This is a genomic window from Sinorhizobium chiapasense (assembly GCF_045277575.1).
Taxonomy (GTDB): Bacteria; Pseudomonadota; Alphaproteobacteria; order Rhizobiales; family Rhizobiaceae; genus Ensifer; species Ensifer chiapasense_A.
On record NZ_CP144206.1, the window covers coordinates 470,859 to 488,866 of the forward strand.

General features: G+C 63.3%; 15 protein-coding genes. 4 read left to right on the forward strand and 11 right to left on the reverse strand.

Annotated elements, in window-relative coordinates; all coding sequences use genetic code 11:
- Positions 1-64 precede the first annotated feature (64 nt).
- From QM996_RS21075 to QM996_RS21105, 7 genes are all read right to left on the reverse strand, one after another.
- A complete protein-coding gene (locus tag QM996_RS21075) occupies positions 65-1,585 on the reverse strand; it encodes an arylsulfatase (RefSeq protein ID WP_334198741.1) in 1,521 nt (506 codons plus the stop codon).
- Between the two features lie 277 nt (positions 1,586-1,862).
- Entirely contained in the window at positions 1,863-3,233 is a 1,371-nt protein-coding gene (locus tag QM996_RS21080; protein WP_334198010.1) for a hypothetical protein, read from the reverse strand.
- The gene (locus QM996_RS21085; protein WP_334198011.1) at positions 3,230-4,801 is read right to left on the reverse strand and encodes a vWA domain-containing protein; all 1,572 of its coding nucleotides are present in this window, start codon (positions 4,799-4,801) and stop codon (positions 3,230-3,232) included. The genes QM996_RS21080 and QM996_RS21085 overlap by 4 nt, the downstream gene beginning before the upstream one ends.
- Positions 4,798-5,802 (reverse strand): vWA domain-containing protein, encoded by a 1,005-nt coding sequence (locus QM996_RS21090; protein WP_334198012.1) that lies wholly within the window; start codon positions 5,800-5,802, stop codon positions 4,798-4,800. Before QM996_RS21090 ends, QM996_RS21085 begins: the two co-directional genes overlap by 4 nt.
- A complete protein-coding gene (locus QM996_RS21095) occupies positions 5,789-6,316 on the reverse strand; it encodes a DUF4381 domain-containing protein (RefSeq protein WP_334198013.1) in 528 nt (175 codons plus the stop codon). The genes QM996_RS21090 and QM996_RS21095 overlap by 14 nt, the downstream gene beginning before the upstream one ends.
- A gap of 2 nt (positions 6,317-6,318) precedes the next feature.
- A complete protein-coding gene (locus QM996_RS21100; RefSeq protein ID WP_334198014.1) occupies positions 6,319-7,314 on the reverse strand; it encodes a DUF58 domain-containing protein in 996 nt (331 codons plus the stop codon).
- Positions 7,315-7,330: 16 nt separating this feature from the next.
- Entirely contained in the window at positions 7,331-8,302 is a 972-nt protein-coding gene (locus QM996_RS21105; protein WP_334198015.1) for an AAA family ATPase, read from the reverse strand.
- 259 nt (positions 8,303-8,561) lie between these two features.
- On the opposite strand from QM996_RS21105, the gene QM996_RS21110 reads away from it, so the two are divergent.
- The 4 genes from QM996_RS21110 (at position 8,562) to QM996_RS21125 (ending at position 13,341) form a co-directional block, all read left to right on the forward strand.
- Positions 8,562-9,533 carry a formylglycine-generating enzyme family protein gene (locus QM996_RS21110; RefSeq protein WP_334198016.1) on the forward strand — a complete coding sequence of 324 codons (972 nt, stop codon included), beginning with the start codon at positions 8,562-8,564 and terminating at the stop codon, positions 9,531-9,533.
- Between the two features lie 43 nt (positions 9,534-9,576).
- Positions 9,577-10,623: an HAD family hydrolase gene (locus QM996_RS21115; protein ID WP_334198017.1), complete on the forward strand. Its 1,047-nt coding sequence runs from the start codon at positions 9,577-9,579 to the stop codon at positions 10,621-10,623.
- 456 nt (positions 10,624-11,079) lie between these two features.
- Positions 11,080-11,355, forward strand: a complete 276-nt coding sequence (locus QM996_RS21120) for a hypothetical protein (RefSeq protein WP_334198018.1) — start codon at positions 11,080-11,082, stop codon at positions 11,353-11,355.
- Positions 11,356-11,574: 219 nt separating this feature from the next.
- Complete coding sequence (locus QM996_RS21125; protein WP_334198019.1) at positions 11,575-13,341, forward strand: tetratricopeptide repeat protein; 1,767 nt, start codon at positions 11,575-11,577, stop codon at positions 13,339-13,341.
- Between the two features lie 24 nt (positions 13,342-13,365).
- Here the strand turns inward: QM996_RS21125 and curA are convergent, their stop codons facing one another.
- The 4 genes from curA to QM996_RS21145 form a co-directional block, all read right to left on the reverse strand.
- On the reverse strand, positions 13,366-14,391 hold the full coding sequence (curA, locus tag QM996_RS21130) for an NADPH-dependent curcumin/dihydrocurcumin reductase (protein ID WP_334198020.1): 1,026 nt from the start codon (positions 14,389-14,391) through the stop codon (positions 13,366-13,368).
- A 222-nt stretch (positions 14,392-14,613) separates the two neighbouring features.
- Complete coding sequence (locus tag QM996_RS21135) at positions 14,614-15,975, reverse strand: O-acetylhomoserine aminocarboxypropyltransferase/cysteine synthase family protein (RefSeq protein WP_334198021.1); 1,362 nt, start codon at positions 15,973-15,975, stop codon at positions 14,614-14,616.
- 27 nt (positions 15,976-16,002) lie between these two features.
- A complete protein-coding gene (locus tag QM996_RS21140) occupies positions 16,003-17,049 on the reverse strand; it encodes an isopenicillin N synthase family dioxygenase (RefSeq protein ID WP_500270468.1) in 1,047 nt (348 codons plus the stop codon).
- A 604-nt stretch (positions 17,050-17,653) separates the two neighbouring features.
- Positions 17,654-17,944 carry a hypothetical protein gene (locus QM996_RS21145; protein WP_429820128.1) on the reverse strand — a complete coding sequence of 97 codons (291 nt, stop codon included), beginning with the start codon at positions 17,942-17,944 and terminating at the stop codon, positions 17,654-17,656.
- Between the last annotated feature and the right edge of the window lie 64 nt (positions 17,945-18,008).

The following is an 18,008-nucleotide window of genomic DNA, read 5'->3' on the forward strand; positions in this document are numbered from 1 at the left end:
TACGCCATCTGAGCAAACGCAAGAAAGAGAAGGCGGCGCGTATGGTGCGCCGCCTTCGATATTGTCATTGAGCCGGTTGCGTCTTGGCCAGGATCTCGTTGATCTTGGCATGCACGCCTTCTTCGATCTGGTCGACCGAAAAGCTCGCCGGCTTCTGGCTCGGCGGATACTCGATGAACGTTTCGAGGAAGGCGGCAGCCTTGATGACGCCCTGAGCGGTCAGATAGGCGTTCTTGGTGACCCAGTCGTTGTACTGGTCGGAAACGATGTCCGCGCGCTCATAGGGGTCCATGCGCAGGTTGAAGATCTTCGGGACGCGCAGGCAAGTGAACGGATCCTGCCAGACGTCGAAGCCGCCGGGCTTGCGCATTTCGCAGAAGGCCAGTTTCCAGTTGTCGAAGCGCATGCCGACGAGCTTGGCGTCGTCGTTGAAATAGTAGAACTCGTTGCGCGCGCTCTTCGGTTGCTCACCGGTGAGGTACGGCAACTGGTTGTAGCCGTCGAGATGCACCTTGAAGGTCTTGCCGTCGAGGTCGGTGCCCTTGAGCAGACGCTCCTTGATGTCCTTGTCGCCGGCTGCCGCCAAAAGCGTCGGGAACCAGTCGAGACCGGAGAACATCTCGTTGGAAACGCCTGGCTTGATCTTGCCCGGCCAGCGGATCATGGCCGGTACCCGGAAGGCGCCTTCCCAGTTGGAGTCTTTTTCGCTGCGGAACGGCGTGGTTGCCGCGTCCGGCCAGGAGAACTGGTTGGGGCCGTTGTCAGTGGTGTAGACGGCGATGGTGTTGTCGGCAATTTTCAGTTCGTCGAGCAGGTCGAGCAGCTTGCCGACGTCACCATCATGCTCGATCATGCCGTCGGCATAGTCATTGCCCGGCATGCCGCTCTGGCCTTTGTATTGATCGCGCACATGGGTGAAGAGATGCATGCGCGTCGGGTTCATCCAGGTGAAGAACGGCTTCTTGGCTTCCGTCTGCTTCTTGATGAATTCCATCGCCGCCGCGGTCGTCTCGTCGTCGATGGTCTCCATGCGCTTGGTGTTGAGCGCCCCGGTATCTTCCACCTTGCCGTCGGCGAAAGAGTGCAGCACGCCACGCGGCGCATAGGATTTGAGGAAGGCCGGATCGTCCTTCGGCCAATAGGGCCGCTCCGGTTCTTCCTCGGCGTTCAGGTGATAGAGGTTGCCGAAGAATTCGTCGAAACCGTGTGCGGTTGGCAGGAAGCGATCCTGGTCGCCGAGGTGGTTTTTGCCGAACTGGCCGGTAGCATAACCCTGCGCCTTCAGCGCCTGGGCGATCGTCACGTCACGGTCCTGGATGCCGACCGGAGCGCCGGGTACGCCGACCTTGGACATGCCGGTGCGCAGCACCGTCTGCCCGGTGATGAAGGTGGAGCGGCCGGCGGTGCAACTGTTCTCGGCGTAATAATCCGTGAATATCATGCCGTCGCGGGCGATCCGGTCAATGTTCGGCGTCTTGTAGCCGACGACGCCGAAGGAGTAGGCGCTGATATTGGTCTGACCGATGTCGTCGCCGAAGATCACGAGAATGTTCGGCTTGGCGGCATCCTGTGCGAAAGCAGGCAGCGCCTAGGCGGCAATCGTCGACATCAGCACGGTGCCGGCGAGCGCCAGCGCTTTGGGTTTCATGGACCGCTCGACGGCACATGCCGCGAACTGCCCAAGCCTGTTCTTCAAATCGATATTCATTTCAAATCTCCCTGAGGCCGCAAACAAATCGCTCTCGGAATGCAGGCAAGGTTCGAATTTACCGACGTAATCTCCGCGGGAAGGCGCCCGCGGGTAAGTACGTAACGGTTACGAAGGCGTGCGGGCGCGTGTAACGGAGGCGCCGCACGGGGCTTCAGCGGCTCTTCCGCAAGGTGCTGTCGAACACCGGGTTGAGCTCGGGCAATTCATCAGCCGCTTCGCCGCCGTCGTCGGAGAACTCTTCCAGCCAACGTCGCCGGGCCAACGTCAATCCACTTCGCAGACGGGCGAAATCGGAGCGCTCGTGTTTTAATTGCGCAATGCCGTAGCGGCTCTGCCGATGGCGAGCGAAGGCGCCTACCGCCTCCGGATCGGCAAACCGATCCACCCATTTCGCAAGCGGCACGTTGCCGGTCTTGCGCGACCATTTATCGAGCGCCGATTCCAGCCGTGTCCTGTCATGGTCGCGGCAGGCGTCAAGAACGTGGCGGAAGGCCGTCTCCTCTGATTGCGCTTTGCGCAAGAGCGCCGCGCCGATCCGGGTTTCCAGCCGGCCGGCCAGATTGGCGGCAAGCTGAACCAGTAAGGCAAATGCGAGGACGGCGGCCGCGGCAGTGGCCCACCACAGCCTGTCGATTGGTTCCTCGACGCGCGGCGGCGGGGGCGGGGCAAGAGCAATTTCCGTAGCCGGCGCCGCGCCGACCACCACCTTCGCCCCGTCGACCTCGGCCGTTTCGGTCTTTCCGGTCGCGGGGTTGAACCATTCCAATGTGATCGCCGCCAGTAAGAAGGTTCCCGGCGCGGCAAAGACATAGGTCACGGTGTCCTTGCGCAGTCCCGCGGCAATATCGCCGCGCGGCGTGCGCTCCTCCGAGAGCACCGGATCATGCCGATAAATCTTGACGCCCTCGGGCGCTTCGAAGGTCGGTTCGGGGATCATCATCGGTGCCACGCCGGTCGCGCGGGTGGTGACCGTGCGCACCAGCGCGTCGCCCGCATGCAGGCCGGCCGCGTCCCGGTCGAATGTCTGCGTGATCGTGATTTCCCCGGCGGTGACACCGGGCGTACCGGCGGCCCCTCCGGGAACCGCTTCGACGGTGAATTTGAGCCGTGGTACCGCCACCCTGCCTTGTGTCGTCTGGCCGGGCACGGCGGCATAGCCGAAGGGAATCACGATCGTCGGCAGGGCATAGTTACCTGCTGCCTGTGGCGTGATCACATAGGTCTTGCGGATGCCGGAAAAGGCCTCGCCATCAACAGTCTCATTGAGGTTCATGCCGCGGTCGTCGGGCATGGTGACCACCGCACCCGGAAGATCGAACAAGGGGAACTGCGGCGGCGCCAGGAAATAGTTCGGCACGAAGACGTCGACGTCGATCTCTATCTGCTGCCCGGCATAAATCGTCCCCTCGGTTGCGAGCGTGGCGCGCGCGAAGGGGTTCGCGGCGAATGCGTTGCCCACAAGCCAGAGCGACAGGCCGACGAGCCAGACGAGGAGCCGAGGCAAATTGGACGAGGCGCTCACGGTGTCGCCTCCTTCGCCTCGATCGCAAATTTGCGTGCGAGCAGCTCGGCGGGCGAGACCTGGATGTTGCGCATCCACATGTCCGCCGTCTGCGGTCCACCCTGGATCGTCGCGTCCGTGCCCTTCTTCCCCTTGTCGTCGAACTGCACCTGATCGGGGTCGATACCCGCCTGTTCCTGCTGCTCGTCCTGTTCCTGCTTGTCCTTGGCGGCCTTGAACTTTTCGGCAGCCGCCAGGTTCCTTTTCGCGTCGGGCCAGTCGGGGCGGCGTCTCAATGCCTGCTTATAGGCAGCGATCGCCTCTTCCGCCTTGCCGAGGTGCATGAGGGCGTTGCCCTGGTTATAGTAGCTTCCGGCCGTATCGGTCTCGGCGAAGGCATCGATCGCATCCTGGAAACGACCGGCACGATAGAGCGCCGCCCCGCGCCAGTCGGGATCGGCGAACTTTTCGGCCGCGCCCGGGAAGTCGCCCTGCTCGAAGGCGCGACGGCCCTGCTGGTCCGGCGTCAGCCAGAGATCGAGGAAGCGGTCATCGGCGGCCTCTGCCCGTTCGTTGCCCGGAAGCAGGGCGACGGCGATCAGATAGACCGCCCAGCGCACGGTCCAGCCGCGCCGGAACCAGAACAGGCCGAAGACGGCGATCGGGATCGTCAGCCACCAGCCGGCATCATGCCAGCGCGTCAGCCCCTCCGCGGTCTTTGCAGCGAAGTTGGTCTGGATGCGCCTGACGATCCAACGCACATCGGCATCGTCAGCCGTGACGGTCGCGACCTCGGCCTTGGACGCAGACTGCAGCGCCTTGAGGCCGTCGACATCGAGCTTGGAGCGAACATGAGCGCCAGTCGGGTCGGTCAGGAACCCGCCGTCGGCGGTCTTTACCGGGCCGCCTTCGGCCGTGCCGATGCCGAGCACCATCAGGGCATTGCGGCCCTTGTACCGGCTGAACGCCTGGAAGGCGGTGCGCTCGACCCCGTCGGTCATGAACAGGATCGTGCCGGGCACCGTTTCGTTGGCCAGAGCCTTTTCGACTTCCTGCAGGGCTTTTGCCGTATCCTTGCCGTCAACCGGCATGATCTGAGGCGAGAGAGCGGCGAGATAGGTTTTGACCAGCGCTGCATCGTCGCTGAGCGGCAACACCATATGGGCGGAGCCGGCATAGGCGAAGAGCGCGGTGCGCGAGCCCTTTCTGAGGCTGAGGACATCCTGGATCTTGAGTTTGGCGCGTTCGAGCCGCGTTGGGGAGATGTCGGTCGCATTCATGGTCGGGTTGAGGTCGATGGCGATTGCCAGCGGCGCGGTGTCCTCGACGAAGGGCGGGCGCTCGCGCTGCCAGGTCGGACCAGCGGCGGCGATGGCCGCAACGGCGATCAGCGCCGCCGTGATGTGGACGGGCTGGAGGCGCCGCTTGCCGCCTTTTTCGACCAGCAGGTGATCGAGCAGATGTGGCGCGATCATGCCCTGCCATTGCGAGCGGACGTCACTGCGCCGGCTGACGAGGTAGACGAGCATAGGGGCGGCGACCAGCGCCAGCAGCCAGAGCGGTCTCAGGAAGTGGAAATCCGAGATCATGGTGCTGCCTCCTGCCGCCGGCGGCGCTCGGCAAGCGAAGAGAGAAGCCACATGATGGCGTGATAGGCGAGGACGATCAGGAGGGCTGCGCCAAGCGGGTAGTGGAACAGTTCGATGCGTGGTCGCCAGGACAGCGTCTTCTGATTGGCCGGTGTCAACTGGTCGAGCAGTTCGTAGATGTTCTGCAGGCTCGCCTGGTCCTGGCCGAAGAAATAGCGCCCCTTCGTCGTCTCGGCGATGCCCTGGAGGGTTGTCGTATCGAGCTTCTGCTCGCCTTCCGCATTGGGGTCGCCGATACCGACGGTGTGGATCACCACCTGTCTGTCGGCGGCGATGCCGGCGGCCTTGTCGGGCGGCATCTTGCTGGCAGTGTCGTTGCCGTCGGTCAGGAGGATCATCACCTTGTCCGGCGCGGTGCTGGCGTCGAACATCTTGATCGCGAGGCCGATCGCGTCGCCGACGGCGGTGCGCGGGCCGGCCATGCCGGGTAGGCTGTCGGCCAGCATCAGCTTGACGGTCTCGTGGTCGAGTGTGAATGGCACCAGCGGATAGGGCGCGTCTCCGAAGGCGATCAGGCCGAGCCGATCATTCGGCCGCCGGTCGATGAAGTCGGCGACCACCTTGTGAACAGCCTCTGCCCGGGTCTGTAGTTCGCCGGAGGGCGCGCGAAAGTCCCGCGTGTCCATCGACTGCGAGAGATCGATCGCCAGCATCAGGTCGCGCTGCGGCTCGGTCTTTTCGATCGGCGGCTCGACATATTGCGGCCGTGCCAGCGCCAGGACGATCAATGTCCAGCAGATCGGCGCAATCACCTTCTGGCCGAGATTGGTTCTCGGAACGACCGAGCCTTCGGTCGGACCGAGATTTGCGGCGGCGGTAATGTCCTTGAAGAAAGGTATTCTGACGGCGGCCGACTGCTCGCGGTAGGGTGGAAGCATCCACCAGACGAGGAAGGGCAGCGGCAGGAGGATCAGCACCCAGGCATGGTCAAGCACGTACATGGTGCGCCTCGATCCAGTGACGTGCCGCAGCGGCATAGGCCCGCGCTTCCGGCTCCGGAACCGCGCAAAGCGCTGCGCTGCCGCGATACTCGGCCTCCTCGAAGAAGCGCGCCGAGGCGATCGGAAACACGGGGCCGCCGGAATGGGCATCGAGGAAACCCGTCCAGCCCGTGCCGTGGAGCCCGGCTATTGTTTCGCGCGGCCAGAGCACCAAGGCGGTGCGCTTCAGAAGGATGGGTAGGGCGACGAGCGCTTCGCCGCGGGTGGCGGGGGCGGTCAGCCGTCCTTCGATTTCCTTGAGGTCGGCGAGCGCTTCGCGACGGTAGCGATTGGCCTCCCAGCGCCGGTACCAGCGCCAGCAGGCGAAGGCGATCAGCAGGAGCACGGCGCAGCCGAGCACCGCCCAGGCCCACGTCTGCGGCATCAGCGAGACAGGCTGAGGCATGGCGATGTCCGCGAGCTCTCGAAGGGTTGCCTCGAGCAACGGATCTTTCGCAGGGGCGGCCGTCGCCATCGCTATCGCCTCCGCTGCCGGCTGACGAGCTGGCCGAGCATGGTGCGCAGTTGCGGAGCAACGTCCTCGGCTGCCGAAATCGGCAGCATCGGCAGGCCGAGTTCCTCCTGCCAGGCGCGCAGCGCCCGCCCGCGCTTTCTGGCGAAGCTGTCGATGGCCTCGCGAACATTGCCGTGGCCGAATTGCACTTCGGCCTGAAGCAGACCGCCGCTGAAGACGATGTCGCCCTTACGCGGCAGCTCGAGCAGGAACGGATCGTAGATGAGAACGGAGATCACATCGTTGTGGGCCGAGAGCTTCAAGAGCATGTCGCGGGTTTCGAGGCTATAGCCATCGAAATCACTGATGACGATAATCAGGTGATCGTGCCGCGCGATATTGGCGACGGTGGAGAGAACCACGTCGAGCTGTTCCTCGCCATGCGGCGCCTGCGAGCCCGCCTGCAGTGCCGTGTTGTAACGCACGATGCTGTCGGCCAGGCGGATCACCGCTTCCCGGCTGCGATAGGGGCGGACCTCGGTAACCTCTTCGTCGCCGAAGACGAAGCCGCCGACGCGATCGCCGAGCGCCAGCACGCGCCAGGCCGAGAGCGCCGCAACCTCCGCGGCCGCGACCGACTTCATCGCCCGGCGGCTGCCGAAGAACATGTTGATGCGCTGGTCGACGAGGATCAGCGCCGGCCGGTCCTTCTCCTCGTCATAGACGCGGACGACCGGCTTGCCGGTGCGCGCCGTCACCCGCCAGTCGATGGCACGGATGTCGTCGCCGGGGAGATAGTTGCGCAATTCTTCGAAGGAGAGCCCGCGACCACGCATGCGCGATTCATGACGTCCGGCAAGCAGGCGCCGCACCGGCGCCTTGCGCAGGAAGGTCAGGTCGCGGGCCATGGCTTCAAGACCGACGAGTGTGTCGACCGACGTATAGACGCCCGTCGCATCGACCTGGCGGGGCTTTACGATGCCGCGGGAACGGGCGAGAGCCGGCAGGGATATGGCCATCGGCAGACCTCCATCCTCAGGCGACCGCGACGAGTTCGACGATACGGTCGATCACCTGGTTGGCGGTGGTGCCGCCGGCATGCGCCTCGTAGGAGAGCACCAGCCGGTGGCGAAAGACGTCGTGCACGGTGGCCTGGACGTCGTCGGGGGTCACGAAGTCACGCCCGTTCAGCCAGGCGTGCGCCCGCGAAACCTTGTCGAGGCCGATGACGCCGCGCGGGCTGACGCCGACCTGCAGCCATTTGGCAAGGTCCTTGTCGACCTTGTCGGGGTAGCGGGTCGCCATGACGAGCGCGACGATATAGTTCTCGATTGCTTCTGAAACGGTGATCGCCGAGATCTCCTGGCGCGCGGTAAACACCGCGTCCTGGGCGAGTCTTTCCGATGCGTGATTGTTGGATTTCGCGTGGATTTCCTCGGACCGCACCAGTCGCATGATGTCGGCTTCCGACGCAGCGTCGGGATAATCCACCTGGATATGCATGAGGAAGCGGTCGAGCTGCGCCTCCGGCAAGGGATAGGTGCCTTCCTGCTCGATCGGGTTCTGCGTCGCCATCACCAGGAACAGGTCCGGCAACGTATGGCTCTTGCCGCCAATGGTGACCTGGCGCTCCTCCATCGCTTCGAGCAGGGCCGATTGCACCTTCGCCGGTGCACGATTCACTTCGTCGGCAAGGATGAGATTGGCGAAGATGGGACCTTCCTGAAAGCGAAACTCGCCTTTGCCGCCGTCGGAAAAATAGATCTCCGACCCGGTGATGTCGGCGGGCAGAAGGTCGGGCGTGAACTGGATGCGCGAAAGCTCCGCGTCGAGGTTTTTCGCCATGCTCTTGATGGCACGGGTCTTGGCGAGCCCCGGCAGGCCCTCGACGAGCAAGTGGCCGTTGCTGAGCAAGCCCAGCAGCAGCCGCTCGATCATGCCTTCCTGGCCGACGATCGCTTCGCCGATGCGCTTGCCGAGTTGCTCGATGTCGTCGCGTGCACCCATGAATTCCTGCTCCCTCTGCCTTTCGGGCAGCATCAGTCATCATGAAAATTTCGGCAGAGCTTATTGTTAAATCAGGCCAATTGGAAAGGACGTAACAGTAACGAAGACCAGGCAGGAAGCGCATTTGCCTGATTTCGACCGTGGCCCGCGAGTTTTTGCTTGCCGTCGTAACGGTTACGTACTTTGGGTCGAAGGGAAATGGCGTTAGCTTGCAGCGACTTGGTGGTCGAAACCGCCGCTCTGGGGAGATGGAAGCCGCATGCCCGTATCTCAGAAGATACCGCTTCTCAACGAAACGCCGGCGGCGATCAATGCGCGTGAGCCGATCTGGATCGAAGGCGGCATTTTCGTCATGGGGTCGGACAAGCACTATCCAGAGGAGGCGCCGGCGCATCCGGTTAAGGTGGACGGGTTCTGGATCGACGTGGCGCCGGTGACGAACCGGCAGTTTGCCGCTTTCGTCGAGGCGACGGGCTATGTCACCGAGGCGGAGAAGGCGCCGGATTCCAGGGATTATCCGGGCGCCCTGCCGGAGATGATGCGCGCCGGGTCGGTGATCTTCGATCCGCCGAAGAGGATTTCCGGCAGCAGTCCGTCGCAATGGTGGAACTTCAAGTTCGGCGCCGATTGGCGGCGGCCCTACGGGCGGCAGAGCAACATCCGCGGCAAGCTCGATCATCCGGTCGTCCAGGTCTCCTATCTCGATGCCAAGGCCTATGCGGAATGGGCGGACAAGGACTTGCCGACGGAGGCGGAATGGGAGTTCGCCGCAAAGGGCGGGCTCGAGGGTGCGGAATTTGCCTGGGGCGACGAACTGGTACCGGAGGGTCGCTTCATGGCGAACACCTGGCACGGCATGTTCCCGACGGAAAATCTGAGGCCCGATGGCTTCGAACGGACCTCGCCGGTCGCAAGCTTCCCGCCGAACGGCTACGGCCTCTATGACATGATCGGCAATGTCTGGGAATGGACGAGCGACTTCTGGTCGACCAACCACCCGGCGCCGGCGCAAAAGAGTTGCTGTATCCCTTCCAATCCGCGCGGCGGCGACAGGGACGCGAGTTTCGATCCGAGACAACCGACGATCCGCATCGCCCGCCGGGTGGTGAAAGGCGGCTCGCATCTCTGCGCACCCAATTATTGCCGCCGCTACCGGCCGGCGGCGCGCCATGCGCATGAGGAAAACGCGGCGACCACCCATATCGGTTTTCGCTGCATTCGGCGGCCCTAACCCTTTCAGAGGATTCAAATCGTTCCCGCAAGGAGGATGCGTGATGACGGCAATTGCGATGCGATCCAAGGCCACGCCAAGACGGCGCCGCTTGCGGTTCGCCGGTCTCCTGTTCCTGCTTTCGACCGCCTTGGCCGCGCCGGCTGCCGCCGTCGCGGCCGATGCGCCCGCCGACAATCTTCCGTCCTGGAACGATGGTGAGGCGAAGACGGCCATCGTCGATTTCGTCACGCGGGTGACCAGCGAGAACGGTGCCGACTTCGTGACGCCGGAGGAACGCATCGCCGTCTTCGACAATGACGGCACGCTGTGGACCGAAGAGCCGACCTACTTCCAGGGCCTGTTCGCCGCAGACCGCGTCAAGGCCATGGCGCCGGAGCATCCGGAATGGAAGGACAAAGAGCCGTTCGCATCGCTGCTGAAGGGCGACATGGCGGGTGTTGCCGCCGCCGGCGAGAAAGGCCTGGTCGAACTCGTGATGGCGACCCATGCCGGATTGACGACGGATGCGTTTACCGAGACGGTCAAGGATTGGTTCGCGACGGCAAGACACCCGCGTTTCAACCGTCCCTATAACGAGGTCACCTATCTGCCGATGCGCGAGCTGCTCGATTATCTCAGGGCCAATGGCTTCAAGACCTATATCGTCTCCGGCGGCGGCATCGAGTTCATGCGGCCAATGACCGAACAGATGTATGGCATCCCGCCCGAACAGGTCGTTGGCAGCAGCATCACGACGAAATATGAACTCGACGGCGAAACGCCGGTGCTGACGCGCGAACCCAAGATCGATTTCATCGACGATGGCCCCGGCAAGCCCGTCGGCATCAACACGTTCATCGGCCGACGGCCGATCTTTGCCGCCGGCAATTCCGATGGCGACTACGAAATGCTGCGCTGGGTGACGGCCGGCTCAGGCCCTCGCTTCGGCCTGATCGTGCACCATACGGATGGAGAGCGCGAATGGGCCTATGACCGGCAATCGCCCGTCGGCAAGCTGGACAAGGCGCTGACGGAAGCCGAACAGAGAAACTGGCTACTGGTCGACATGAAAAAGGACTGGCGCAAGATATATGCCTTCGAGAAGTAAGGGGCAGTCGGCTCCCCTTGGGCGGGCAGTGTCCGATGTCGATCGACCCGCCTGCGACAGTCGGCGGGGCCCAGCCCTCTCGGCCGCACTCCGGCAACGGTGACCTATGGTTCGAAAGGCGTCCAGACCGATCTGTCGTCGAGAGGGATAGCCTTGGCGATGCCGGGGGTCTGCTGACGTGTGGAACTCGCCGTATCGAGGGGCGAATTCGGACGCTCATCTCGTCGGCGTCAAGGCTATCGGGGCAAAGTTACTGTTACGTACTTCCGAAACGGAGCGGCTATCGTCACGCTAACCATCGAGGGAGAGGTCTGCTCCCGCCGTCAGCTTTGGTTGAGCGCGTCGGCAGGCCGATGTGTCGTCACGATCCCGGGAAAATGGTCCTTGAGAAATGACGCGCCGGCCTGTCGGGTTGGCGGCAAGGTCATCGATTGTCGATCAGGCGGGTAGCAAACAATGCCCAACGCGGCCATCCAGCGCGGACTTTTGAAGCTTATGCTGAAGCTCCCGGCGCTGCGTGGTCAATTGCAACTCCTGGGCGCCAAGAACCTTTCTCTTTCCAGCCTCTGCGAGGCCTATGAAGAGGCGAGCTCGATGCTCGATCGGCAACGTAGGCTTGATCCTCTGGATCATTCGATGATCTCGGAGTATGAATTGATCTGTCGCGAGATCGAAGAAGAGGTAATTTCTATCTGTATCATCGATTCAGGCCGCGAACCTAGTCCATTGTGATTAACAAATAGCCTTCTTGATTTCGTCGGTTTCATGAAAAGCCCGTGAAAATTCTGTGGGATCTTCGATAGGTTCTTGCTCCGTTTTGAAATGACTCATTCCCTTCGTAAAAATGTTTTGTGATGGCGCAATATTTTGCTTTTCGCCATTGCGGCTCTCGTCTAGAGTTCGTCTCGCGTTTGCACTCTCTTTGAGGTTGTGGGCAGTTGGGAGCGCATCATGGAAGCCAGAAATGCGGGTCTAGCAGCTCATTGTGCCATTGATGAATGTGACGCACGTGCTGCACTTGACCGTATTCTTGCCGATAGCCAGTTTCACGCGACTGAACGCCACCGGAAGCTCCTGCGCTACCTGGTCGACGAGTTCTTCGCTGGCCGCTCGGGGCAGGTCAAAGCCTACACGATCGCGATCGACGTTTTCGGCCGGCCGGCCTCCTTCGATCCGGCAACCGATCCAATCGTGCGCGTCGAAGCCTCGCGGCTGCGCGCGGCGCTGACACAATATTACGAGACCGTCGGCGAGAAGGAGAGGCTTCGCATTGAGCTTCCAAAGGGAAATTACGTTCCGCAATTCGTGACGAGCGGCCTGGCACAGGGGCCTTCGGAAATCGCAGCGGATCCCACGGAAGCGGGGAGCGAGCAGAAGCAACCGGTCGAGGTCGCTCCCGTCCTTGTTCGGCCGCCACGTCGTCCGCTCGGCGTGGTTGCGGCCGCTGCCGCGGGGATCGCGGCAATGGCTGGAGCCTTCTATCTCTCCGTCGTTGAACGCCTTCCATGGCAACCGGTGCTTTCCGCCAAGCCGACGATCGTCATCGACGTTCCAGCGGGCAGCGGAACCGGTGGCGAAGAGCAGAGGAAGGCAGGCGACTACCTGGTCCATGCGCTGTCCCAGTTCTCCGCGGTACGCATTTTGGCGCAAGCGCCGGGGGCAGGCATCGATGTCGCATCGGTTACCGGCTGGGTCGCGTCGGCGCCGCCGGTGAAGCTGCAGGGGAGCAAGGAGTACCGGCTTTCGGTCGCGTACAGTGCCGACGTCAAGGAACATCAGGTCTCGTGGCAGGTCGTCGATGCGCAAAGCAATGAGGCGCTGAGAGCGGGTACCGCGAAAGCCGCTATCGACAACGGTGACGCACCAGCGGTTCAGGAAAAACTGCTCGATCGGCTCGCCCGGTCGCTTGCCGGCGAGGAAGGAGTCATCGTCAGCCTGGAGGCGGCGCGGCAGCTCGTGACGCCGTCGATCGGCTACGGTTGCGTGCTGCTTGCCGATGTCGCGCTGGCCCGGGTCGACCCGGAAGGCTTGGCTTCGGCCCATGCCTGCCTGGAGCAATCGCTGACTTATCAGGCGGCGGATCCCGATGTGCTTGCGAGCCTCGCCATGGTGCTGGTGGCAACCGGCGAGGCGAGCGCCTCGCCGACGGTGGCGGCGCGAGCGGTGAAGCTCGCGGACAAGGCCGTCACTCTCGCACCGCAATCGAGCCAGAGCTACATCGCGCAGATGCAGGCGCGCTTCGTCACCGGCGACACGGAGGCCGCGTTCTTGTCCGGTCGCCGTGCCGCTGCGCTCAATCCGCTCGATGACGCCATTCCCGCCCGGCTCGGCCTGCTGCTCTTCGTCAGTGGGCAGTATTCGGAGGGCGTGAGCCTCGCGCGGGTGGCGGAAGTGGGCTGCGAGTATCTGCACCGCGACGCGGCGCTCACGCTGGCGCTCGAAGACTATCGGAACGGCAAATACCGCGAAGCGCTGAGACGTGCGCGCCAACTTGCCAATCCCGCCGACACCGCCGTCAACCTCCTGCGGATAGCAGCGGCAGGTCAACTCGGCCTAACGAGAGAAGCCACCAGCGCCCTTGACGGCTTACGCTGGAACAAGATTGGCTCGACGCGGTCGATTGAAGGCGAACTCGCCGCGCGCGGTTATGCGCCCGAACTGATCGCGCTTCTCGATGACGGTCTTGGCAAGGCCGGCGTCCGCCTCGCCGGCCTGTAGTGATCGCTTGCGGGGCGGGGCTTTTCAGTTCTCGGCGGCCACGCGCACAATCAGCTTGCCGAAATTGCGGCCGTCGAGCAGCCCGATGAAGGTATTCGGAGCGTTCTCGATGCCATCGACGATGTCCTCCTTGTAGCGAACCTCGCCGCGCGCGATCCAGCCTGCCATCTCCTGGTAGAAGGCTGGACGCTGATCGGCGAATTCACGCTGGATGAAGCCCCTGATCAGCAGGCTCCTGCTCAGAACCTCGCGCATGACGCCCGGCAGCCTGTCGCCGCCAGCTTGTGGACCGCCGGTCTGGTTGTAGTGCGCGATCAAGCCGCAGACGGGCACCCGGGCAAAGTCGTTCAGCAGTGGAAATACCGCGTCCCAGATATGGCCGCCGACGTTCTCGAAATAGACGTCGATGCCGTTGGGGCACGCGGCGGCAAGCTGTTCAGCGAAATCGGGAGCGCGGTGATCGATCACCGCATCGAAGCCGAGCGTGTCGCGAACGAAAGCGCACTTGTCCGCTCCACCTGCGATACCGACCGCGCGCGCGCCCTTGATGCGGGCGATCTGACCGACCGCCGAGCCAACAGCACCACTTGCCGCAGCCACGACGACCGTCTCGCCCGGCTTCGGCTGGCCGATCGTCAGCAGTCCCGCATAGGCGGTGAAGCCGGGCATGCCAAGAATGCCAAGCGCCGTCGACAGAGGTGCCGCGGACGGATCGAGCTTGCGCAGGTCCGCGCCGCGCGAGAGCGCATAGCTCTGCCAGCCGGAGTGGGAGAGCACGAAGTCGCCGTCGCTGAAGTCCGGGTGACGTGAGCGCACGACGCGGGCGACAGTGCCGCCTTCCATGACCGCGCCGATCTCCACGGGTTTGGCGTAGGATTTGCCGGCGTTCATGCGGCCACGCATATAGGGGTCGAGCGAGAGGTAGAGGATCTTCAGCAGGACCTCGCCTTCGGCCGGCTCGGGGATTGCCGTCTCGACGATGCGGAAATCGCTCGGCGTCGGTCGACCCGATGGCCGGGCTGCAAGCAGGACCTGGGTGTTCGTGCTCATGATCTCTCCTACTGCATGTCTCCTTAGATCGACCTCGATTTAAGGACGAAGACATGCAGAAAATCAAAGTTCTACAGGCAGCATTTCACGGACGCCGACCGGCGACCATTTGTGGCACGAAACCGATCGTCGGCCTATCGGGCATTTCTCGCCCGCCAAAAGAAACCTCCGCAGCCCGGCCGCGAAGGCCTGGGCTGCGGAGGCTGGCACGGAATTGCGCCGTCAGGCTGCGTCGATCGCCTGACCGATATCGGCGATGATGTCGTCGGCATGTTCGATGCCGATCGAGAGCCGGACGTAACCCGGCGTTACGCCGGTCTTCAGCTGGTCTTCCTCCGAAAGTTGCGAGTGCGTCGTCGTTGCCGGATGGATGGCAAGTGAACGCGCGTCGCCGATGTTGGCGACGTGGCAGAGCAGTTTCAGCCCGTCGATGAAGCGGCGTCCGGCTTCGCGTCCGTCCTTCAGCTCGAAGCCGACCAGCGCTCCATAGTGCCCGTTTTGGAAATATTTCTCGGCGCGGGCCTTCACTTCGCCTTCCTGGAATTTCGGGAAGATTACGCGCCCGACCTTCGGATGACTGCGGAGGAACTCGGCGACCTTGATTGCATTCTCGTTATGCTGGCGGATTCTGAGCGGCAGCGTCTCCAGCCCCTGGATGAACTGGAAGACGTTCAACGGACTGATGGCGGCGCCGAGGTCGCGCAACAGCACCGCGCGGGCGCGCAGGATATAGGGATGGAAGGCGATCGCGGCGGCCTTTTCGAGCCACGTCTTGCCTTGGTAGCTCGGGTCCGGCTCGTGCAGGTTCGGATGCCGCGCCTCATGCTCATGCCAGGGGAAGCGGCCGCTGTCGATGATCGCACCGCCGATCGAGGTGCCGTGACCGCCGATATATTTGGTCGTCGAATAGACGACGACGGCCGCGCCGTGGTCGAACGGGCGGATCGTCAGCGGCGCCGCGGTGTTGTCGACGATCAGCGGAATGCCGAAGCGCTGGCCGACTTCGGCCACTTCGCCGATCGGGAAGACTTCGAGCTTCGGGTTTGGCAGGGACTCGGCGTAGTAGGCGCGCGTCCTGTCGTCCGTTGCCCGGGCAAAGGCCTCGGGATCGGCGGCATCGACGAAGCGCACTTCTATGCCGAAGCTCTTCAGCGTTGCGGCAAAGAGCGCCCAGGTGCCGCCATAGAGCCCGGCGGCGCTGACGATGTTGTCGCCGGCGCGTGCAAGGTTCAGCAGTGCGAAAGCCGATGCCGCCTGGCCGGATCCGAGCGCCAGTGCTGCGGCGCCACCTTCGATTTCCGCCAGGCGCTGCTCGAAGGCGTCCTGGGTCGGGTTCGAGACACGGGTGTAGAGATGCCCCGGGGCCTCGAGCGCAAAGAGCTTGTCGGCACCATCCGTGCCGGGCAGTTGATAGGAGGTCGTCTGGTAGATCGGCACGGCGACGGCGCCGCTTGCCGGGTCGAAACGGTAGCTGCCTCCGTGGAGCGCCAGGGTTTCCGGATGCAGCCGCCCGCCGGTCTCCCGCAGCCCGGTCGGTGCCTTGATCTCGATTGCGGGTTCTTCCGGCTTTTGATGGATCGTCATGCCATTTCTCCTCGGTTCTCAGGTTGATCAGGCGGGCACGGCCGCCTTCTGCTCTAGCAGGTCGGCGTGGTGCGCGGCCGCGACATCCGGATGCGAGCGCAGCCGGGATTTCAGCACGTTGCGGCCGACCTCGTGGAAGAGCGGGTTCTGCGGATCCTGGGTCACGCCGCGGACTTGCGCCGCCAGCTCCGGCGGCAGGTCGAGCACCGGAATGGTGGAGGCGAGGTTGGCGCCGAGGAAAAAGGCGACGGAAAGCCGGTCGCCGCCCGCCGGCGGCGTGACCACCCGGTGGATGTTGGCGAGCAGGAAACCGTTCGACGCCAGTTCGAGCAGTTCGCCGACATTGATGACGAAGGTGCCGCGCTTCGGCGGCGCGTCGATCCAGCCGCCCTTGCCATCATCGACCTGCAGGCCGCCGACCACGTCCTGCAGCAGGATGGTGACGAAGCCACCGTCCTTGTGGGCGCCCACCCCCTGGTCGCTCTGCGTCTTGTCGCGGCCGGGGTAGCGGATGATCTTCAGAAGCTGGTTGGGGCCATCGCGATAGATCGGCCCGAAGACATCGGGTTTCTGGCCGAGCGCCTCGGAGAAGATCTCGATCAGGCGAATGCCGAGCCCGGTGACAGCTTCGATATAGCCGAGGATCGCCGGCTTCAACTCGGGCAATGCATCGGGGAACTGATTGGGGCCGACCAGCCGCTTCCACGGCGCATCCTTTGCCGTGACCTTAAGGCTTTGACGCTCGGGGCCGAAATCGACCTGCTCGCGCCAGTCCTGGGCGCCGCGGGTATACTCGACGCCGGCGCGGTTATAGCCGCGGAAGTGCGGCGACTTACGCATTTCGATCGCCAGCTTGTCATCCTCAGGCAGTGCGAAGAAGCGCCGCGAAAGCGAGAGGATGCCGTCGATCTCTTCCTGCGGAATGCCGTGCCCTTCGAGGTAGAAGAAGCCCACCGAGCGGGCAACGCTGCGCAATTCGGCGAGCGCCGTTGCCCGCTCGGGGTGGCCCGCCGCAAAGCGCGAAAGGTCGAGGACAGGCAGGGTTGGATTGGTCTGGCTCAAGATGGTCTCCATTGTTTCCTGGTGCGCGCCGCTGGTTGGCGACACCCGCGCTTATGCGGAGCGAGCGGCGAGCACACTGAGGGGTTCAAGTGCGAAGGGGGATGCGGCAGGCGCCTGGGGTGACCGCAAGAGAATGCGCTGCGGCAAGTCACCGGTCGTGGAATGGAATTGGCTCATGGCATCCCCGCTTGCGTCGAGTGGTCCAAGCCTACCCGGTGGCATCATTTATTCAATAATATCTATGGAAATTATGGACTAAATTGTCGGCGATGAGCGAAGCAAATGTTCGGGCGGGGCGACGTTGCGGGGAAATTCCGTCCAGCCCCTGCTTTTGGCGCTGGCGAGCGCGCTCTTGCGTCGAACTTTAGATGTCGGATGACCGATATCCCCGGCAGATCGGCGGAAGACGCAACTGCCGCGCCCCGCGGGCCGTACGACACCCATCGCCGGCGATGAATCGCTTGCAGGCGGCAAATGAAAAGCCCCGTCTTGCACGTCTGCAGACAGGGCTTTTTAGCGATTTGGTTGTTCAGATCATTCCATCGTTTCCGGCAACGGGGGATGATCCTTCATGACGCCGCAATTCTGGACGCTGAACGCCCAGAACTTGCCGGCCTCAGCAGCGACCGAGGCTTGGTCGCGTCATCAGCTCGTTGGTGAGGTGTGCCCTCTTGTCACCGTATTCCTCAGCCTCCTTGAGCAGCGATGCGAGCGCCAGCTCGAGGCAATATTGCACACCTTCGACATTGAGGGTCTTGGCGGAGTCTCGCGCATAGGTGACAAGGCGAGCCAATGCCAGCAGCTCCTTTTCCTTGTCTTCCGCTTCCACCGGTACAGCAAATGAAGATAGCATCATTTTCCCCAGCTCCCTGTGGATCGACAGATCCAGTTCAGCGTGGTCAATCATAGCGTGACTGCGCCGCAGTGCGCGTGACATGAGCGTGACACACGTTGTATGGGAAAACCGCGCG

Excerpts from the sequence above, each read along its gene's own strand:
- QM996_RS21125 (WP_334198019.1), top strand. The coding sequence starts at position 11,575 with ATGGAAGCCAGAAATGCGGGTCTAGCAGCTCATTGTGCCATTGATGAA.
- QM996_RS21105 (WP_334198015.1), bottom strand. The coding sequence starts at position 8,302 with ATGGGTGCACGCGACGACATCGAGCAACTCGGCAAGCGCATCGGCGAA.
- QM996_RS21145 (WP_429820128.1), bottom strand. The coding sequence starts at position 17,944 with ATGATTGACCACGCTGAACTGGATCTGTCGATCCACAGGGAGCTGGGG.
- QM996_RS21115 (WP_334198017.1), top strand. The coding sequence starts at position 9,577 with ATGACGGCAATTGCGATGCGATCCAAGGCCACGCCAAGACGGCGCCGC.
- QM996_RS21090 (WP_334198012.1), bottom strand. The coding sequence starts at position 5,802 with ATGTACGTGCTTGACCATGCCTGGGTGCTGATCCTCCTGCCGCTGCCC.
- QM996_RS21085 (WP_334198011.1), bottom strand. The coding sequence starts at position 4,801 with ATGATCTCGGATTTCCACTTCCTGAGACCGCTCTGGCTGCTGGCGCTG.
- QM996_RS21100 (WP_334198014.1), bottom strand. The coding sequence starts at position 7,314 with ATGGCCATATCCCTGCCGGCTCTCGCCCGTTCCCGCGGCATCGTAAAG.
- QM996_RS21110 (WP_334198016.1), top strand. The coding sequence starts at position 8,562 with ATGCCCGTATCTCAGAAGATACCGCTTCTCAACGAAACGCCGGCGGCG.
- QM996_RS21135 (WP_334198021.1), bottom strand. The coding sequence starts at position 15,975 with ATGACGATCCATCAAAAGCCGGAAGAACCCGCAATCGAGATCAAGGCA.
- QM996_RS21140 (WP_500270468.1), bottom strand. The coding sequence starts at position 17,049 with ATGGAGACCATCTTGAGCCAGACCAATCCAACCCTGCCTGTCCTCGAC.
- QM996_RS21095 (WP_334198013.1), bottom strand. The coding sequence starts at position 6,316 with ATGGCGACGGCCGCCCCTGCGAAAGATCCGTTGCTCGAGGCAACCCTT.
- QM996_RS21120 (WP_334198018.1), top strand. The coding sequence starts at position 11,080 with ATGCCCAACGCGGCCATCCAGCGCGGACTTTTGAAGCTTATGCTGAAG.
- curA (WP_334198020.1), bottom strand. The coding sequence starts at position 14,391 with ATGAGCACGAACACCCAGGTCCTGCTTGCAGCCCGGCCATCGGGTCGA.